The 20555-nt window shown below is 50.5% G+C and carries 1 protein-coding gene; it reads left to right on the top strand.

Annotated features, from left to right (window positions below; genetic code table 11):
* Positions 1-110 precede the first annotated feature (110 nt).
* Positions 111-20555, top strand: coding sequence for a hypothetical protein (locus HZA49_00140; GenBank protein ID MBI5777850.1), 20445 nt, complete (start codon positions 111-113; stop codon positions 20553-20555).

Here is a 20555-nt window from a genome sequence, read left to right on the forward strand (position 1 = left end):
AACACTGGCGCTCGTTACAAAAGCACGAGATAAATCGGTGGGGGGATGTTCCTATAACTCGTAGCGTTAACGCTATAAGGCGTAGCGATAAGGATATAAGCCGTATTTATATGAGATTTATCAGTTTTATATATTATCTTTGCATCCTTTGCGTCTTTGCGGTGCTAATGCCGCTCAGCGCCCGGGCTGCGGATGTAATTATTGATAGTCCTTCGGCCGTGATTACCATTGAATCATCAGCCGAGTTCACCATTTCGGGCACTATCACCGGCGCCGGCACCCTGGCCTCTACCGGTTCCAATAAGGTCTATGTCTCGGGCGACTGGGGTATTGCCAATTTCACACCGGCTAACTCCACGGTCTATTTTAACGGGAGCAGCGTCATCACCGCTACCAGCGCCAATAATACCTTTTATAATCTGGTCGTCAGCGGCAGCGCAAACGTGAGCAATTCGTCAGCAGTTGGCCTGGCAATAACCCAGGGTCTGACGATTAACGCATCTGCATCATTAAATCTTGGTAATGGTCTGGCGTATAGTGTGGCGCTGAATACTACTGTCTCAGGAACGTTGAATTTGGGCCTGAGCGAGTTGCAATCCAATGGCGACCTGACGGTTGCCGCCGGCGGCATATTGAATATGAACGGCACATCACTAAGCCAGCAACCACAACTGAAGATGGCCAACGGCAGGGCTCTGCTGATAGACGGAACTCTAAATACCACCTGGTCCTCACCCAATCTGAAGCCGGTTATTACCGCTACCGCCTCCGGCGCTTACTATAGTTTTACGGTCAATGGCAAGGTGACGCTCAACGGGTTAATTGTGGGCAAGGTTGATGGTAACGGCTTGACTATCTCTGATGCGGCTGATACCACCAGCGATATGAATGATCTGGATTTCGTGTCTATGACTGCGGACGGCACGTGTTTGAGGGTACTGGAGACCTCAGCCGTAACCTATAATTTTAGTAATTTGACCTTTGATGACTCCATCTTCGGGGCCGGACCGAACCCGCCGGGATATAACATAGAAACCGTCTCGGCATTCGTGACGGCCGGTGGGATTATTACCCTGCCCAATGCGACCGGCGCGGGCGCCGGGGACGATTACGAGAACGACGGCGGCAGCGGGATAGTTATACCCGGTTCAATCAGGTGGGACAGCGGGAATACCAATTACTGGACATCCGGCTCGGGCACGACCAACTGGGCAACGGCCGGTAACTGGACAAACGGAATTCCGACAAACTTACAGGATGTGGATATTCCCATAGTGGGAAGCGGATTATATCCGGCGATTGGCGGCACGACCAACCGCGTCTGCGGAAGTTTAACCGTGCGCAACGGCGCCTCGCTGACCATCCAGTTTTCCGGGACAAGAACCCTGAGCGTCAACGGCACGACCGGTAATGTCCTGATTAAGAACGGCGGCGAGATTAAGATTCTGACCGCCACCAGCCAATTAAGGGTCGCGGGCAGTTGGACTAATTACGGCACGCTTACGATTACCGAGGGCGATTTGACTTTCTATGGCACAACCAGCGCCTGCAGGATAGAAACGGACTGCATCGGCACAGGTAAGACCATAAAGTCGTTGCGTATCCCAACTGGAGCGCAGCTAAACATCGCCGATAACGTAAACGTTGAAGCCAGTGGCGCAGGGATGTTTTATCTGACCGGCACGCTAAACATGGGGAATAATGCAGCGCTTATTACTTATAACTCCTGGGGCGATACGACTGGCACATTTAACAGGGGAGTGTCTTCGACCGTTGTTTTACGGGGCAGCGGGAATATTCCGCCCAAGGATTTTCATAATCTTACTATAGACGGGACGTTTTCCCTGGCTTCAACGCCGAGGAATATTTATAACCACTTGGAGATTACATCAGCAGGTGATTTGTCCACCGGCGCCAACCAGTTAAATATTTATGGCAACTGGGTGAATAACGGGGCGTTTAATGCCGGGACCGGCGAGGTGCAGTTTATTGGGACCGGCGCGCATGCGATTACCGGCACGACCCAGTTTAATATCGTACGTTTTGGCGGCACGGGTACGACTACTCTGCAAGGCGGGAGCCAGGTATCAGGAATAAATACGATAGACCTGCAGGCCGGGCATACACTTAATGGCAGTCCGGTGGGCGGTCCGGATGCCACATTGATTGTGCCGGCTGGTTGCACGTTGTCCGGCTCTGTGGTCGGCTGGAATCCCCAACAAGGCACCTTTATCTGGCGCAAACAGGATGCAGAACAACAACTCATTGCCTTTAACAACGGTTATTATAACCTGACCATTGAATCTCCGGGCACGGCCTCGTCTAACAATTCCCTTAATATCGACAACAATCTTTATATCAAGTCCGGGACCTTCAGCGGCGGAAGCGGGTTGACGCATAGCATCGGCGGTGATTGGAGCCAGGACGGCTCCTTCTCGGCCGGGACGTCTACGGTGCGGTTCACAGGCAGTGATTGCGAAATACTCAAATCGCCTTCCGTGGCAGGGACTATCACCTTTAATAACCTGACGGTTTCTTCCACCAATTTGACTAAGATTGAGTATGGCAAGTCGGTAACCGTAACCGGCACATTCAATATCACCGCCGGGACGTTTAATGCCGGCACTGCCACGGTCTTTACCACCGGCAGTTGGACCAATAGCGGGGTATTCCAGTCCGGCACTTCAGAGTTTATCTGGAATGGGACGACTATACCTGAACAGTCAGGCGGTACGGCGCACGAGGATTTTTATTCTCTGACCATAAACGGCGCAGGCGCTCTTGATGGGACTAATTCTGATAAGATATTTACGGTTAGTGGAAACCTGAAGGTTTCCGCTACCGGTTCTCTTAATGCCTCTACAGGCGGTTACACCATTGAGGTCAAGAAGGATTTTGAGAATAACGGCACATTTACAGCCGGGAATTCCAAACTACTCCTGAACGGCACGACCAAGCAGACCCTGAAAGGTTCGGCGGCGCTCATTCTGAATAACCTGGAGATAAATAAGACCAGCGGTGATACTGCGGCTAAAACCGTGGAAATGGCCTTTGGATTAGCCGGAACAGACCTGACCGCCAACGGGACTACCGATATCCTGGCCGGTATCCTGGACTTCGGCTCAACCTTGGACACCTTTGTTTCAACCGGTAATCTTACGGTAGGCAATGGTTCAGGCACAGATGATGCGACCCTGAAACTCCTGGGCGGCGTGACATTGCAGATGGGGAACGGAACGATACTGGAGGTCAAGACGCCGGATGGAATCATAGAGAGTGCCCAGAGCGGCTCTGTGCCTCTGATTACCTCAACCAATCCGGGTATTAACTTCTATTATGTTCGGGTTGCAGGCAAGACCAAGATTAACGGGTTGCAGGTGAAGTCATTGGGCTCGGCCGGTCTGTTTAGCGACCCGGCCGCTAATCACGGATTCACCATCCTGACTACGGCCAGTGTTTATGCGGCCGGTGATACATATTTTGATCGGGCTATCTTTGACGATATCCAGAATTCCGGCACGCGCGATACCTACCTAAGGATTTTCAGGAATGCCTCCTCACCGCAGTTGGAGATGGATTTTAATAATCATACCTATGATGAAGGGACAGTGGATAGTAATGCCGATGTCAATGTCTATCTCAACCGAGGTTCCACCGGCTCCACGATTTTGCAGACCATCTCTTTAGGCAATAAGGGCGGCGGCAACGGCGAGCCATATGATATGCGGGACGATTCGGTAAATCCGGGTGATGACCCTGACCCGGGTTCTATCCAGTGGCCGGTGGAGAAAATCTGGACCGGACTGGCCAGTTCGGCCTGGAGCGGCGTTGGAAACTGGAAGTATCCGGACGGTTCTCCGGCCGACCCGCCCCAGGGTTCTGACTCGCTGACCATTCCGGCCAATCCGGACAGCAGCCCGGACCGCTGGCCGGTAATATCCGGCAATGCCGCAATCAAGAATATCACGATGGAGTCGCCATTTAGCGGTAGCGCCACGACTATGCTGGCCGTTTCCGGCTCCTGGACCCTGACCATCTACGGCTCCTGGACCGTAAATACCAATGCCAACTTTGACCCCGGGACGTCCACGGTCGACTATGCCGGTTCATCAGGCCAGGGCGTGGTGGCCACCACTTATTATAACCTCAAACTTTCCAATACCTCCGGGCTGCAGATGGTCTTTGAGCCGATAGTGGTTTATAATGATGTGACGATTCTGGAAGGGGTCAACTTTATCGCCACGACCACGGACGTCCGGGTAGGCGGTAACTGGAATAATTATGGGACTTTCTCTCCGGGCAACTGCCTGCTTAAGTTTAACGGCAACAGCGGCGGGCAGGAACAGAACATCACCGGCGGACAATTCAAGTATCTGGAATTCAGCGGACTGGAGCCAAAGGTGTTGAACGGTAATATTGAGGCGCTGGGCGGTATCACGATTACAGTCGGGGCAACGGTCTCCGCGACCAACGAATCAGCTATTGATATCAAGCTAGGCGGTCATTTCATCCTCAGCGGGACGTTTTCAGCCGGGCTTTCAACTGTAATATTCAACGGCGCAACAACGCAGGAATTGGTACGGCCTACAGGTGGAGCGGTCGTCTTAAACAATCTTAAACTGTTGAATACTGGAACTATTCTGAGATTAGTCCAGCAGTCCGGCGGTCCAACAGGTGATAGTATTATGGTTACTACCAGGGACAATGCCGGCAACACCAACCTGGGTAATATCAATATCGGCAGCGGCACAACATTGGATGCCACGAATGACATAATTAACTGCGGCGGGAACTGGACCGTGAACGGAACCTTCACCTATTCCGGTTCAACCGTGAACTTCAACGCCTCGGCGGCCCAATCCATTAAGACCAACTCATCGTTTAATACGCTTGTCATTACCAATACCGGTTCAGGTTATGTAAGCGCCGAAGGCAACCTGACTATTTATAATAATCTTAATGTCAGCGATGGGCAGTTCAAACTTGATATCGGAGCGGCCCTGGCGCATACGGTGTTAGACGATGTGACTATCTCGGCTGGCGCGGTGCTGGATATGGGCATTAGTCAATTGGCCATAGGCAGTAGTTCGGTCTTTGGCGATTTATCCATAAGCGGAACGTTTGTAATGTCCGGCGCGGCTACGGCCGCACCGACCCTGAAGATGCAAGGCGATTCGGCAACGGTTAACTACACGAATGCCATAAGCCGGTCGGACATTACGGTTCAATCAGGCGGTTTAATGCAATGCCTCTGGTCAAGCGGTACCAAGCCGATAATTCAGGCGTATAACCCGATTGCGCCCGGGCCGTTCTATGGCTTTGTGGTTCAGTCCGGCGGGGCGATTGATGTAGCCGGATTGGTTATTGATTCGGCCTACACCTATGATAGTGTCGGGGCATTTTATTCGGCGCTCCTGTTAGAGGCCGGTGCTATCTGTTCAGACCTGGACAATGTAGCTTATCAGAATGTCCAGGGCGGGAGCGGGCCGCGCGGGCTTCATTTCCGGATTGCCAGCGGCACCTATAACTTTGACGGCTGCACCTTTGACGCCTCCTGCACGGTCAATGTCCGGATGGACAACGGAGCGCCGGCGCTTAACTTTACCAATTGGGGCGGCGCCCGGGGCGGCGGTAATTATGACGAGCCGGTAGTCGGGACAATAAACTGGACCACCAATTGCGTCTGGAACGGCGGCCTGTCAGCCAACTGGAGCATGGGTTCTAATTGGGATAACACCAACATTGCAAATACTACAGGAGAAAACGCCATTATCAACCGGGTTTTACCCAGCGGTTATAATCCCAGGGTAAGAACCGCGAGTTATAGCATCAGGAATCTCGTTATTAAGAACAGCAATACGGTCTTCATAGATGATACCACAGGCTATGACCTGACTGTGGCCGGCGATGTGGTTATAGAAGCAGGTGGCGGTATTACGATGAAGGATACCACCGGCGCATTGTTATATGTCTCCGGTAATTGGGATAATCAGGGCGGGGTATTAGACCAACAATCAACCGGCGGTATCATTTATCTGAGAGGGACAAATAATACTATATCCACCGAGAACGGATTCAGGAATTTGTCTTTAGATACTGCGACCGCCAGTTATACCTTGACCGACGGCGCTGTGGTTGCTATCAGCGGGACGTCTGCTTCATACTTTATCAATACCGCGGCCTGGCTTTCTGGCGGGAATAACACCAACCAGGCAACTCTTAAGGCATCGGTCTGGACAACTAATCTGGGCAGGTTTGGAGCCGGAAATTCCAAGTTTACCTGGATGAGCACGTCTGATGTCCCATTAGAAACATATTACGACCTGCAGATTGGGAGTAACATAGACAGCTATAATATTGCGACCACATATACTTATGGGGTGAACCAGACAATCAACCGTCATCTTATAGTGGATTTGGGCTCAACCCTGACGCTTAACCAAACCGGCGGAACGCTCACCGTTAAAGGTAATATCTGGGTTAAGCAGGGCGGAATACTTAATCTTAATAATGCCACGGTTCGGCTGGAAGGTGATTTGATTGTGGATGGGACTATTAATATGGGCGCATCTACACTGATATTTGGCGGCGGTGTGGTCCAGAAGATAAGGAGCACAATAACCCCGCCGTCCCTGACGCTTAATAACATTCAGGTGACTACTACAACTACGGCAGAACTCAATATGCCGATTGCGGTTACCAATATCAATTCCGGTCTGGCCTCGCCGCATGGCATTATCAAGCTCAATGCATATCAACTAACGATAACCGGTTTCTGGAATGATGCGGATAGTGGCGATAATCTCTCGGAAGACACCGGAACGGTATATTTCTATGGCACGAGTGCTACGATACCCAATGAGACCTGGTATAATCTGGCCGTCGGCGCAGCCAGCGCTGATACGACATACATCCTACCAACTAATAGTACGGTAAAGAATGATATCACCTTTAATGAGAATGGGATACTTAACAGCGGTGGTTTTATACTCTATGTTGGCCGGCACTGGGTGGACAACGGGACAGAAGATAACTTTGTGGAAGGGGCCGGGGCCGTGGTATTCAACGGCTCTGTCGGCCAAAACATCAGTAGCGACACCTTTAATAACCTGACAATATCCAATACCGGGGTGGCGGTAAACGTAATAGCCCTTGGCAAGATAGGGGTGAACGGAAATCTGGTCATTAGCAGCGGCACATTGGATTTAGGCAGCGGCTTTACCGGAGTAAACAAGCATACGGTAGGCGGTTATTGTTATATAAATAACGGTAAGTTGAAACTTAACACCTCGTCCATGTCTATAACAGGATTATTAAGAATCGGAGACGGGACAAGCAGCGGTATTGTGGATATGACCGGAAATTCCGCGGATGACCCGGATTTGACCTCAACCGGCGGGGTGGATATAACCGCCAGTGGGATACTGGATATGACCGGTTCATCCGCATCAATTTCAGCCGGCGGCAACTGGACAAAAGCTGGCAGTTTCAATATCGGCCAATCCAAGGTGACCTTAAGCGGGGCCGGCAATTATATTACCGCCAGCGGGAGCAGTGATTTCTATGCCTTGTACATAAATAGCGGCAGTACCATTACGGCCTCGACCAATTGCGGCATCACCAATAACTTGGTTATTACCGGGCAATTCTATACATCCAGCAAGACGATTGCCGTCAGCGGGAACATCGCTAACAGCGGCACGTTGACGGTCAATAACTCCGGGCTATTGGATTTAGAGGGCAATATTGCCGGTGGGATATTGGGATTTGGGAGTGGAAGTTGTCAGATGCAGATAGCCGGGAGCTTTAGCCCAGCCACGCTTAATGCCGGAGGCGGGACGATTGTCTTTGATAATACCGCGGCCGGGCAGAATATACCGTCATACACTTACAACAACCTGACCATGTCCAAGGCCGGCCAGATAGGCACAGCTACAGGCAATATAATTGTGAATGGCGAATTGCGAATAGCGAATGGCACGTTTGATGTTGATGACACATCTGTCAAGGTGCATAACATAGGGAGTTTTTCCAACAGCGGGACAGTCAGGATGGACCTGGCTTCGACTATAACTGTAACTGGAGCAACCACTAATACCGGGACAATCCAATTGGGAATTGCGAATAGCGAATTGCGAATTGCAGGCAATTTGAATAACACTTCAGGAATAGTTAATATAAGCAACGGATTACTTGATATCAATGGTAACCTAAGCAACGGGACGCTGGATTTCAATAACAGCAGTGGTACACTACGGATTGGCGGGGTATTTGCACCGAGCACATTAAACGAAGACCAGGGGACAATAGTATTTAAGGGGTCAGGGCAGACCATACCGGCCGAGACCTATTATCACCTAAAGACCGGGAGCATCAATGCGACATATACCTTAGGCGGGGACATATCTGTTAAAGGAGACATGACTATAGATGAGACGGATGATGGGACCAAATCAACATTAAGCACCGGCAGTTACGGGATAAGCATCACCGGCAATGCCATATTCAATGGTTCGTTTACTGCCGGAAGCGGAACAGTGGAATTCAATGCCGCGACAGGCAGCGTCTCCATAAGCAAGGGGACAAACGGTGATGCGATAATATTCAGTAATTTCAAGGTCAATGTCGGGACAAACGCAGTATTACAACCATCAATCGGTTTCGATTGCAGCGGAAATCTATTGGTTTCCAGCGGTAAATTGGATTTAGGCACTGCTTTAGGTTACATCATTACCGGCACAAGCACGGCTAATAACGGCATTATAGACATAAACGGAAGCACACTTACCTGCAAGGATAATCTAACCATTCAGGCATCAGGCAAGTTGATAATGAGGAACAGCGGCATATTGAAAATGGCAGACAGCAAGGCCATAGCCATTAATGGCGGATTTGAGACCTATTGGACCACAGGGCAAACAAAGCCAAAAATAACCACCTCAGGGACAGTCGGGACGAATGCCTATTCATTCAATGGCAATGCAGGCAGCGACGTAGACATCAGCGGATTGACCGTAGAGAGCATAGATGCCAGTGGTATAAGGATAAACAGCGGGGCGACCATAGTGGACATAGACGACGTGGCGTTTGCCACCCAGGTAGCGCCGACCGGCGGGGCGGCATTAAACCTGCAGGCAACCGCCGGGTATGCCACTTCGCAGTCGTTTACCTTCTCGGATATGAGTTTTGACGGCAGTTACAAGGGCAGTGCAATAACCGCCACAGCCACGGTTGGCAATGTGGTGGTGGCCAATAACGCTGTCAGCGTGGTTATCACGATGTCCAATGCCATAGACAATGTGGCGCCGCCGCCCGGCAAGGAGGAATGGGATTGGGACAGCGGCAATGTAACGGTGGATTGGATACAGTTAAACACCTGGCTGGGCAATACCACGAGCTGGAATTTAGCCGGGAACTGGACCAACGGCATACCGGACGGCAGCAAGGATATTCTGATACCAACGGGTCTAAGTAATTATCCGACACTGGATACGACCGGTAATTGCATTGGATTGAAGGTGGAAAACGGGGCAAGCATAACCTTAAGCGCGACATATAACTTTGAGATAAAGGGTGATATCTCAATAGAAGGCACCGGGGCATTTACGGCATTAAACGGCAAGGTGATACTGAACGGGACCGGCAGCCAGACCATTGACTTGGGCACGGCCGTAGCCAACAGATTCTATAATCTGGATATAAATAAGGCCTCAGGGACAGTCACGGTATTAAGGGACTTAACCATAGACAATAACCTGGTCCTGACCGGGACGTTAAACAGCGGCAATAAGACCGTAACCATAAACGGAGCCGCGACTAACAACGGGACTATCCAGGTATCAGGAGGGATATTGGACCTAAACGGGAACCTGACCGGAGGCGTAGTAGACGGCGGGACTGGGACAATCAGGTTTGCCGGTACGACCTTTGCGCCGGCCACATTCACCGCGTCAGTATCAACCATTATCTTTGACAACAAGGCCGCAGACCAGAATATCCCGACTATGACATATAATAATTTAGAGATAGATAAATACTTAGGCAGCGTAAGTTATACGGCCAATGCCGCAAATACTGGTATCAATATCCAGGGTCGGTTTAAGGTGACGTCCGGGATATTCAAGGCAGACCCGGCGAGTAGCGGATGGAGCCACAGCATAGCCGGTAATTGCGAATTTGGGATGGCGAATGGCGAATTCAAGGCCGGGCAGGGCACGATAACCTTAACCGGAGTATCGCAGGTAATCACGCCCAATAATAATTTCTATAGATTAGCAATAACCGGTTCAGCGCAGGTAACATCTGGATATAATCTCAAGGCAGATAACAACCTGGTAATTAAGAGTGGAGCAACGCTTATTCTAAACGGCAATACCGGACATACAATAGGCGGGAGTGTAACAGTAGAAAACACCGGCAGATTAGACCTGAACACCGGGGCATTGGCAATAACCGGAGGGCTTAACAACTCTGGCACCATAGATATGGACCAGGTATCTAACCTGAGTTGCAATGCCTTTACCAACACAGCCAGCGGCATATTGGATTGCGGGACAAATACAACCAGCCAGATAACGGTGTCCGGCAATTGGAACGACTCTGGCACGGTCAATCCAGGGAATTCCACCATAACGCTGACCGGTGGGGCAGGCAGTACAATCGCCACGGCTGCTTCCACCGATATTTATAACCTTAACGTTAGCGGTAATTATACTAGTGTGAACGGATTGGATATAGAGGGTGACGTGAAAATCACCGGTACGTTTAATCCGGATGTTTATTCGCATAAGATAGCGGGAAATTGGGATGATTCTACCGGGGTCTTTGCCGCTACGGGTGGAACAGTAACCTTTGACGGGGTCGGAGCAAGAACCATCACGACTAAAGTGGCAACCGGTGATAATAAATTCTACAATTTGAATATTGGCGATGATGCGAGTGCGCCTTCAGTAGTGATTTCCACAGGGGGCGACTTGCGGGTTGCTGGAGTCTTGGCTATTAATACTGGTAGTTTCCTGACCTTAAACAGCAATACCGGTCATAACATTACCGGTTCTGTTACTATAGATAGCGCATCAGGTTTATTTATTAAGACAGGGCAACTAACCACTGGTGCTATTACTAATAACGGCACGATTGACTTATCCGAAACCACGGCGTCAAATGGTAAACTTATTGCCGGTTTAGTTACGAATAATAATTCCATCACCTTTGGCACGAGTGGAGGCGGTAAGATTACTTGCAATGGGTCATTCATCAGCAGTGCGGGAACCTTTGCTAAAGGCGTTTCAACCGTAGAGGTTAGTGGCGCCACCAGCAATATCAATTTGCCTCTGGCAAGAGGAGCTTTCTACAACCTAACCATTAGCGGGACAATCAGCGCCGCTTCATCATTGCTGATTGATAATAACCTGTCGGTTAATGCGGTCTGCAGCTTTAATCTCGGCACATCATTAAGCACGACCGTTACAGGAAATATATCTGTTTCCGGAACGCTCAATGGCAATAATTCCCTACTGGTATCAAACGGGAATCTGACGGTAAATGGCGGAGGTGTTTTGCAGATATCAGGTTCTAATACCAGTGGGCAGGAAGGCCAACTCAAGGTGGCAAATACCAAGACGGTTAGTATCCAGGGATTATTCCAGTCCAATCCGTCCGGCAGTTTCACCTATAAGCCTATCATTACACGTTCCGTGAGTGGCGCAAGATATTCATTCTTGGTGGAGAACGGCGGTGGATTGGATGTCAACGGGCTCATTCTTGAGTATGCAAACAGCAACGGTTTGTCTGTCGCATCTACTGCCAATTCGGCTAACATTGATATTGATGACTGCGTATTCCGTTACGTCCAGGAAAATCCGGCCGGTACACGGCAGGGTAATGGGGCCAGGCATCTTTATATCGGATTTACTTCCGGCAGTTTTGCCCAGACCTTTGATGGCTGCACCTTTGATACTTCGTTTGGGACAACCACCGGCAACAATGTAGTGGGCGCATCAACCGGCGGCTCTACTCAGTCATCCTTCTCTAATTACGGAGGCAGCGGCTCTGGGCCGGTCTATGAATGGGAAGGTAATGCCAACGTTTCTATCGGCTGGTTGGGTGCGACCACTTGGGAGGGCAATAATTCGACGGCCTGGAGCGATAACGGGAACTGGTCAAACGGCGCGCCAGGCACTGAGAATTCCGCCGTTATCCTTTATCCGGCGTCCGGACGTTTGCCAGTAATGGACCAGAACGGTTCCTGCGCATCCCTGGAAGTCAGGAATAACGGGAGTTTGGAAATAAATGGAAAGGTGTTGACCATCACTGGTAACTTTACCTTGGCGGTAACCGGCTCGTTTCAGATGACGACTGCGAATAGCGAGGTGCGTGTTGCCGGCAATTGGACTAACACGGGCGGAGCCTTAAACCAGACCGCCGGGTTGATTGTATTTAACGGCTCCAATTCAGTTATTTCTTCAGAGCAGAATTTCCGTTCCGTGAGCGTAACTGGCACGGCCTTTCTGGCAACCGGTGCGTCAGTAAAGGTATCAACTGGATTTACCATCCAGGGCGGGAGTTTCTCATTGAATAACGCCACATTTTATACGTCTAACTGGACCAAGACAGGAACTTTTAACGCTAATACCGGTACCTTTATTTGGTTGGGTACCGCATCCGTGCCGGTAGAGAACTACTATCATCTCCAGGTCGGAGACGGCTCCGCCGCCTTTGCAACAACCTTTGTTAACGCTACTTATAATATCACCAAGAATCTTACGATACGAATGGTTGCGCCGAATTATGCGGATGCCCAGAATGCTGCAATCAAAATAGGCGGTAATTTGACCATTGATGGTACCACGACCAGCGATAATGTCTTTAAGCCATCCGGCAGCGGTATCATATTTAATGGCGACACCACACAGACTATAGCCGGAACGGCCCAGCCGCCATTCATATTAAATAATGTCAGTGTTTCAGGCACGACAACTATACTTTCACTTCAGGGGAATGTCAGAGTTACCAATATCAACTCTGGTCTGGCCTCGCCGCACGGTATTATCAAGTTATCAGGATATCAGTTAACCATAACCGGACTCTGGAACGATGCGGATGCCGGAGACAATCTGAGCGAAGACACCGGCACGGCCTATTTCTATGGCACGAGTTCGACTATCCCCAATGAAACCTGGTATAACCTATCAGTTGGAGCTCCGAGCGTTGATACCACCTACACCCTGCCTGCTGATACCACCGTCAAGAATGATATCACCTTTAATGAGAACGGTATACTCAACAGCGGAGGATTTGCGCTTTCTGTCGGCCGGCACTGGGTGGATAACGGCAGCGAGGATAATTTCACGGAAGGAGCCGGCGAGGTGCGGTTTAACGGCGCAGTCGGGCAGAATATAGCCGGCGAGACCTTTAATAACCTGGCCATATCCAATACCGGGGTAGCGGTGAATGTATCAGCCCTTGGCAAGATCGGGGTGACCGGCAATCTGGTGATTAGCAGCGGCACACTGGACTTGGGCATCAATTTTACCGGCGTAAGCAAACATACGGTAGGCGGTTATTGTTATGTAAATAACGGTAAGTTGAAACTCAACACCTCGTCTATGTCTATAACCGGATTATTAAGAGTCGGAGACGGGACAAGCAGCGGGATTGTAGATATGACCGGGAATTCCACGGACGACTCGGATTTGGCAGTCACGGGCGGTGTAAATATTACCACGACCGGCACGCTGGACATGACCGGCTCATCGGCATCAGTTTCAGCCGGCGGCAACTGGACAAAGGCCGGCGCCTTTAACCTGGGCCAGTCAAAGGTGACGCTAATCGGGAGCAACAATTATATCACCACAACCGGCGCCAGTGATTTCTATGCTCTGCACATAAACAGCGGCAGCGTTATCACGGCCTCAACCAATTGCGGCATCACCAATAACTTGGTTATTACCGGGCAATTCTATACATCCAGCAAGACAATTGCCGTCAGCGGGAACATCGCTAACAACGGCACGTTGACGGTCAACAACTCCGGGTTATTGGATTTAGAGGGCAATATTGCCGGCGGGATATTGGGATTTGGGAGTGGAAGTTGTCAGATGCAGATAGCCGGGAGCTTTAGCCCAGCCACGCTTAATGCCGGAGGCGGGACAATAGTATTTGATAATACCGCGGCCGGGCAGAATATACCGTCATACACTTACAACAACCTGACCATATCCAAGGCCGGCCAGATAGGCACAGCCACAGGTAACATAATTGCGAATGGCGAATTGCGAATTGCGAATGGTACGTTTGATGGAGATGATACATCTGTAAGACAGCATAACATTAGTTCTATCTCTAACAGCGGGACGGTCAAATTAGATCTGGCTTCAACCATAACTGTAACTGGAGCAACCACTAATACCGGGACAATCCAATTGGGAATTGCGAATAGCGAATTGCGAATTGCAGGCAATCTGAATAACACTTCAGGAACAGTTAACATAAGCAACGGATTACTTGATATCACTGGTAACCTAAGCAACGGAACGCTGGACTTCAATAACAGCACCGGGACGTTGCGGATAGGCGGGGCATTTGCGCCGGCTACCTTAAATGAAGACCAAGGGACAATAGTATTTAAGGGAACATCCCAGACCATACCGGCCGAAACCTATTATCATCTCAAGACCGGTAGTATCAACACGACCTATACCTTGGGCGGGGTTATTATAGTCAAAGGAGACATGACCATAGACGAGATAGACGATGCGACCAAATCAACGCTAAACACCAATAACTATGGTATTACTATTACAGGCAATGCCGTATTCAATGGCTCATTTACTGCCGGAAGCGGGACGGTGGAATTCAATGCACCTTCAGGAGGTGTATCCATAAGCCAGGGGACAAACGGAGATGCTATTATATTCAATAATCTCAAGGTCAACATAGGAGCGAATACGGTATTACAACCCGAGAGTGGATTTTCCTGCAATGGGACACTTGATGTTGCCGGCGGCAAGTTGGACCTAGGGAACGGACTTAATTACACCATAACCGGCACGTCCGCAGCCAGCGGGACCATAGACATCAATGGAAGCACGCTTACCTGCCGGGACAATCTGACCATAAACGCATCAGGCAAGTTAATAATGAGAAACAGCGGTGTTTTAAGGATGGCAGACGCCAAGGCCATAGCCGTAAATGGCAACTTTGAAACCTATTGGACAACCGGGCAAACCAAACCAAAGATAACCACAGCCGGGGTAATTGGGACAAATGCCTATTCATTCAATGGCAATTCGGGCAGCAGCGTAGACATCAGCGGATTGACTGTAGAAAGCATAGACGCAGATGGCTTAAGGATAAACAGCGGGGCAAGCATAGTGGATATAGACGACGTGGCGTTTGTAACACAGGTAGCTCCGACCGGTGGCGCGGCCCTAAACCTGCAGGTAACAGTCGGGTATGCCACGCCGCAGTCATTTACTTTTTCGGATATGAGTTTTGATGGGACATACAAAGGTACAGCACCAGGGCCATCTGCTACAATAGGCAATGTGGTAGTAGCTAATAATAGTGTCAATGTGGTAATCACCATGTCCAACGCAGAAGATGTGTTACCGGGTAAGGAGGATTGGGATTGGGACAGTGGTAATGTGGTGGTGAATTGGATACAATTAAATACCTGGGTGGGCAATACCTCGAATTGGGATTTAGGGATAAACTGGACGAACGGGATACCTGATGGGACAAAGGATGTATTGATACCAACAGCGCCATTAGGGGGCAATTTCCCGACCCTGGATACGACCGGCAGTTGTATTGGGTTGAAGATAGAGAACGGGGCGAGCATCACCTTAAGCAACACCTATAATTTAGAGGTCAAGGGCGATATTTCAATAGAAGGAACCGGGGCATTCACCGCATTAAACGGCAAGGTGATCCTAAACGGGGCCGGCAGCCAGACCATTGATTTGGGAACGGCAATAGGCAATAAACTCTATAATCTGGAGATAAACAAGACCTCTGGGACAGTCACGGTCTTAAGGAATTTGACCATAGACAATAATCTGTTCCTGACCGGCACATTAAGCAGTGGTAACAAGACCGTGACCATAAATGGGGCTACGACCAACAACGGGACTATCCAGGTATCAGGAGGAATATTGGACCTGAACGGGAACGTAACCGGAGGCATATTAGACGGCGGAACCGGGACCATCAGGTTTGCCGGCACAACCTTTGCGCCGACGACGTTCGCTGCGTCATCGTCAACCGCCATATTTGACAATAAGTCAGCGGACCAGAACATACCGGCAATAACTTATAATAATCTGGAGATAGACAAATACTCTGGCGTAACGAGTTATACCGCCAATGCAGCGAATAGCGGGATAAATATCCTGGGCAGATTTAAAGTGACGACAGGGATATTCAAGGCAGACCCGGCGAGTAGCGGATGGAGCCATAGTATAGCCGGTAATTGCGAATTTGGGATGGCGAATGGCGAATTCAAGGCCGGGCAGGGTACGATAACCTTAACCGGAGTATCGCAGGTAATCACGCCGAATAATAATTTCTATAGATTGGTCGTAACCGGTTCAGCGCAGATATCATCGGGATATAATCTGAAATCAGATAATAACCTTACAGTAAAGAGCGGCGGGACGCTGGCTTTAAATAGCAATACCGGGCATACAATAGGGGGAAGTGTAAGTATAGAGAATACCGGCAGATTGGACCTGGGTACAGGCACATTGGTCATAACCGGCGGGATTAACAACAGCGGCGCGGTGGATATGGACCAGGTGTCAATCTTAAGCTGCAATGCTTTTACGAATACTGCCACCGGCGTCCTGGATTGCGGTGCGAATACGGCCAGCCAGATAACCGTCTCGGGCAACTGGACTGACTCCGGCACGGTCAATCCGGGGAATTCTACAGTGAATCTGACAGGTAATTCCAATACCATCACCACCGGTTCGTCCACCGATTTCTATCACCTTAATATTAATGGTAGTTACACGGCCTATAATGGACTGGACATAGCCGGCAACATAAATATCAATACGGGGATTGGTTTTAATGCCGGTAGCTTCACCCATCGCGTTGCAGGTAACTGGAACGACTCTTCGGGCGTCTTTACCGGCGGTACCTCGACGGTTATTCTGGTTGGCACCACCCAGTCAATCAATACTGATGTCGGTACAGGCAATAACCGGTTCTACAACCTGACTATCGGCGACGGTATTGCCACTCCATCGGTTTCTGTTGTAGCAGGCAAAGACCTTGAGGTTTCAAATAATCTGGTTATCCGCAGCGGGCAACTGACCCTGAACTCAAATACTGTTCATACAGTCGGCGCATCACTTAGCGTTACCGCCACCTTGAATACCTCCACCGGTAAGATTACCATCAGCGGTCCGATCACCAACAGCGGCGTGATAGACCTGAGTTCGTCCAACTCAATTGTCCAAGGCCTTAGGTCAAATGGTTTGATCAATACCGGCACGCTTAATTTCGGTGTCTCAGGCGCCGGGATGATAGAATGCGACGGCAACTGGTCTGATACCGGCAGCTTTACCTTAGGCAATTCTACGATAAAGATTATGGGCGCAGGCAGGACCATCAAGGCAAACCGCTCAACCGGTGATTTCTATAACCTGACCGTTGTCGGTAGCGCCTCGATTGACAGCAGTTCGGCTAACGGACTGGACATTGACGGCGCGTTGAAGATAAATACCAACGGTTCGTTGGACTTGGGCGCCGGATTTGTCAATGATATCGCCTCTATCTTTGAGGTCGGCGATGCCTCTACGGCCGGCGCTTTTAATATTAACAATTCTAAACTCACGCTTAACGGTAATCTGACGGTTTATCCGAATTCCACGCTCCAAGTCAGCGGCTCCAATGCCGCGGCCCAGGTCGGTGAATTGAGGATGGCCAATAACACCACGGTCTACATCCAGGGATTCTTCCAGTCCAATCCGTCCGGCAGTTTCACCTACAAGCCCAAGGTTACCCGCGCGGCTACCGGCGCCAGATATGATTTTATCGTGCAGTCCGGCGGCGGGATTGACCTGAACGGTCTTATATTTGAATACGCCAAGAAGGGCGGCCTGACCGTCCAGCCCACGGCTTCTGCAACCAACATGGATATTGACGATGTTGCTTTCCAGTATGTTGAGGAAGACCCGGCCGGCACCGGCCAGGGCAATGGCGCCCGGCATATATACATTGGATTCGCGTCAGGAACCGTGGCGCTCAACTTTGATAACTGCACGTTTGACACCTCGTTCGGCGCAACCACCGGCAACAATATCGTGGCCGTCAATACCTCCGATTCTACAACAATCAATTTCACCAACTGGTCCGGCGCCGGAGCCGGTGATTCCTACGAGTGGCAGGGCACCAATACCAACATTATCTGGATTGGCGATGTCCTCTGGCTGGGCGGCGCATCAGGCGCGGAAACTAACTGGAATAGTGGCGCCAACTGGTCAACGGGCAGCAAGCCGGGCGAAGGCAGCAACGTGGTCATCCAGGACCGGGCCTATGATCCCGGTTTCAATGAAGCGGTAACCGTGGCATCTTTGGTCATCCAGGACAACGGTGTGCTCAATATGGGCGGCGCCTACCAACTAACCGTCAACGGCAATATCACCATAAACAGCGGTGCCATCGGCGGCCGGATAAATATTACCAATGCCGGCGCGGTCTTACGAGCCAAATCAGATCTGCTGGACAACACCTCGACCGGCGGCATCAACCAAACCGCAGGTAAAATCATCCTGACCGGCAGTAATAACGTCTTCTATGCCCGGACCGTCAAGACGCTGGAAATTGGGGATGGCACTTCGGCCATCACCATTACCGTGCCGGCTGGCAAAACCTCAGCTATTGCCTCCAACGGCACCCTGACTGTAAAACCACAGGCCACCCTGATTCTGAATAATGCTACGTTCAATATGGCTAATGGCTCGACTCTTAATGTCAACGCCAACAGCACTTTTAAGGCATCTAATTCCTCTAATCTGGCTACGCCGGCGCCAGGCACAGACCGGTTCTATTTTCTTGCCTCTGGTAATATTGACCTTGATGGTGTGACCATACGCAGTATGATGACCAACGGGCTGGACATCCAGCCGGGCGCTGCTATCCAGAATCTGAAGAACATCGCTTTCTATAATCATCCTGGCGTAGCTTCAGGCCGCTTTATCACTATTCCCCTGAATGATCTGGATACTGATTTCCCGGGCTGTTACTTTGATACCATTATCACCGGCTACAATGTCTCGGCCAGCGGCTCGGCATCCGTGCTCAGGTTTGAGAATTATAATGCCGGTCCGGGCGCCGGCGACATCAGGGATTATGACGACGATGCGGATGATGACGGCGTGCCGGACAGCGGCGGCGCCTTGGTTAACTGGTCGGAAAGGTCGGTTTTTGAGACCGCCTCAACCGGCGGCACCCAGGGATTCCCGGTTGTGGCCTATGACCTGAATACCTATGCCTACTACGGCACCTATGTGGTTTCCCGGGACATTGCCGGCACCACCGACCGCCTGGCCGTGCTTAACGGCAACGGCTTCCAACAATATGCCTACGACGTCAGCCAGTCCTACGGCGACATTATCTTATTCCCGTGGTATTATACCGAAGGAACGGCGCACACGGTCTATTTTGGTACGAGTGGCGGCTACCTCTTCCGCCTACTTGACACGGGCGCTGCCTTAAATCTGAGCACCGGCTGGCCGGTTAGGGTCTGCGATGAGATAACCTCAGCCGTAGTTCCGGACGGTACTAATATCTATTTCGGCGGAATAACCGGCGGTACGCCTAAAATTTACGGGGTTGAAATAACCACCCGTGCGGTTCCGTTAAGCGCCACGGTAACCTCGCCCATTAGGGCCACGCCGTCTTGGGACAAGAATACGGAAGGATTGACTTACCTCTTCGCCGGTTCTGATAATCCCACCCCGGTATTATACCGGGTGAATGTTACCGCCCATGCCATTGATAAACAGAATATGAGCCCGTTTGGCAGTGTCCGCGCCCCGACTGCTTACTGGCCCTGGACACAGGGGATCTATGTGGGTGATTATTCGGGCCGGATGCACGGAGTAAACGCCTGGTCGACTGAATTTACTAATTTGTCCGGGTTCTCTTTTGATTCCGGAGCCTTTTCTATTACCACCATGGCGTCCGTTGAATATTTTTCCGGGAATGGCGAAACCAAACTGCTCTATGCGGATATGGGCGGTAATTTGCATATTCTCGGAATTACCGGCACGGCGGTTGCCTATAATCCGGGCAGTGGTGCCTATCCGATTCAGCTGGGCGGGGGCGTGGCTATAGAATCATCCCCGCTGCCGGATAATACCGGCCTGATTTACCTGGGTAATAATAACGGCAAGGTGTTTATTGTTAACGAGTCCGCAAAGGCCGTAATAAAAACCTATTCATTCGGTGCTGGCGTAAAAATCGGCGATATCAGCTACGACGGAGAGAACAGCCGGTATCTGATACCGACCAGCACCGGCCGGATTTACTATTTACAATAA

The organism is Planctomycetota bacterium, from assembly GCA_016235865.1.
In the GTDB taxonomy this organism is placed as follows: Bacteria; Planctomycetota; MHYJ01; order JACQXL01; family JACQXL01; genus JACRIK01.

Bases quoted from the DNA above. Each gene is read 5' to 3' on its own strand.
- HZA49_00140 (MBI5777850.1), top strand. From the start codon at position 111: ATGAGATTTATCAGTTTTATATATTATCTTTGCATCCTTTGCGTCTTT.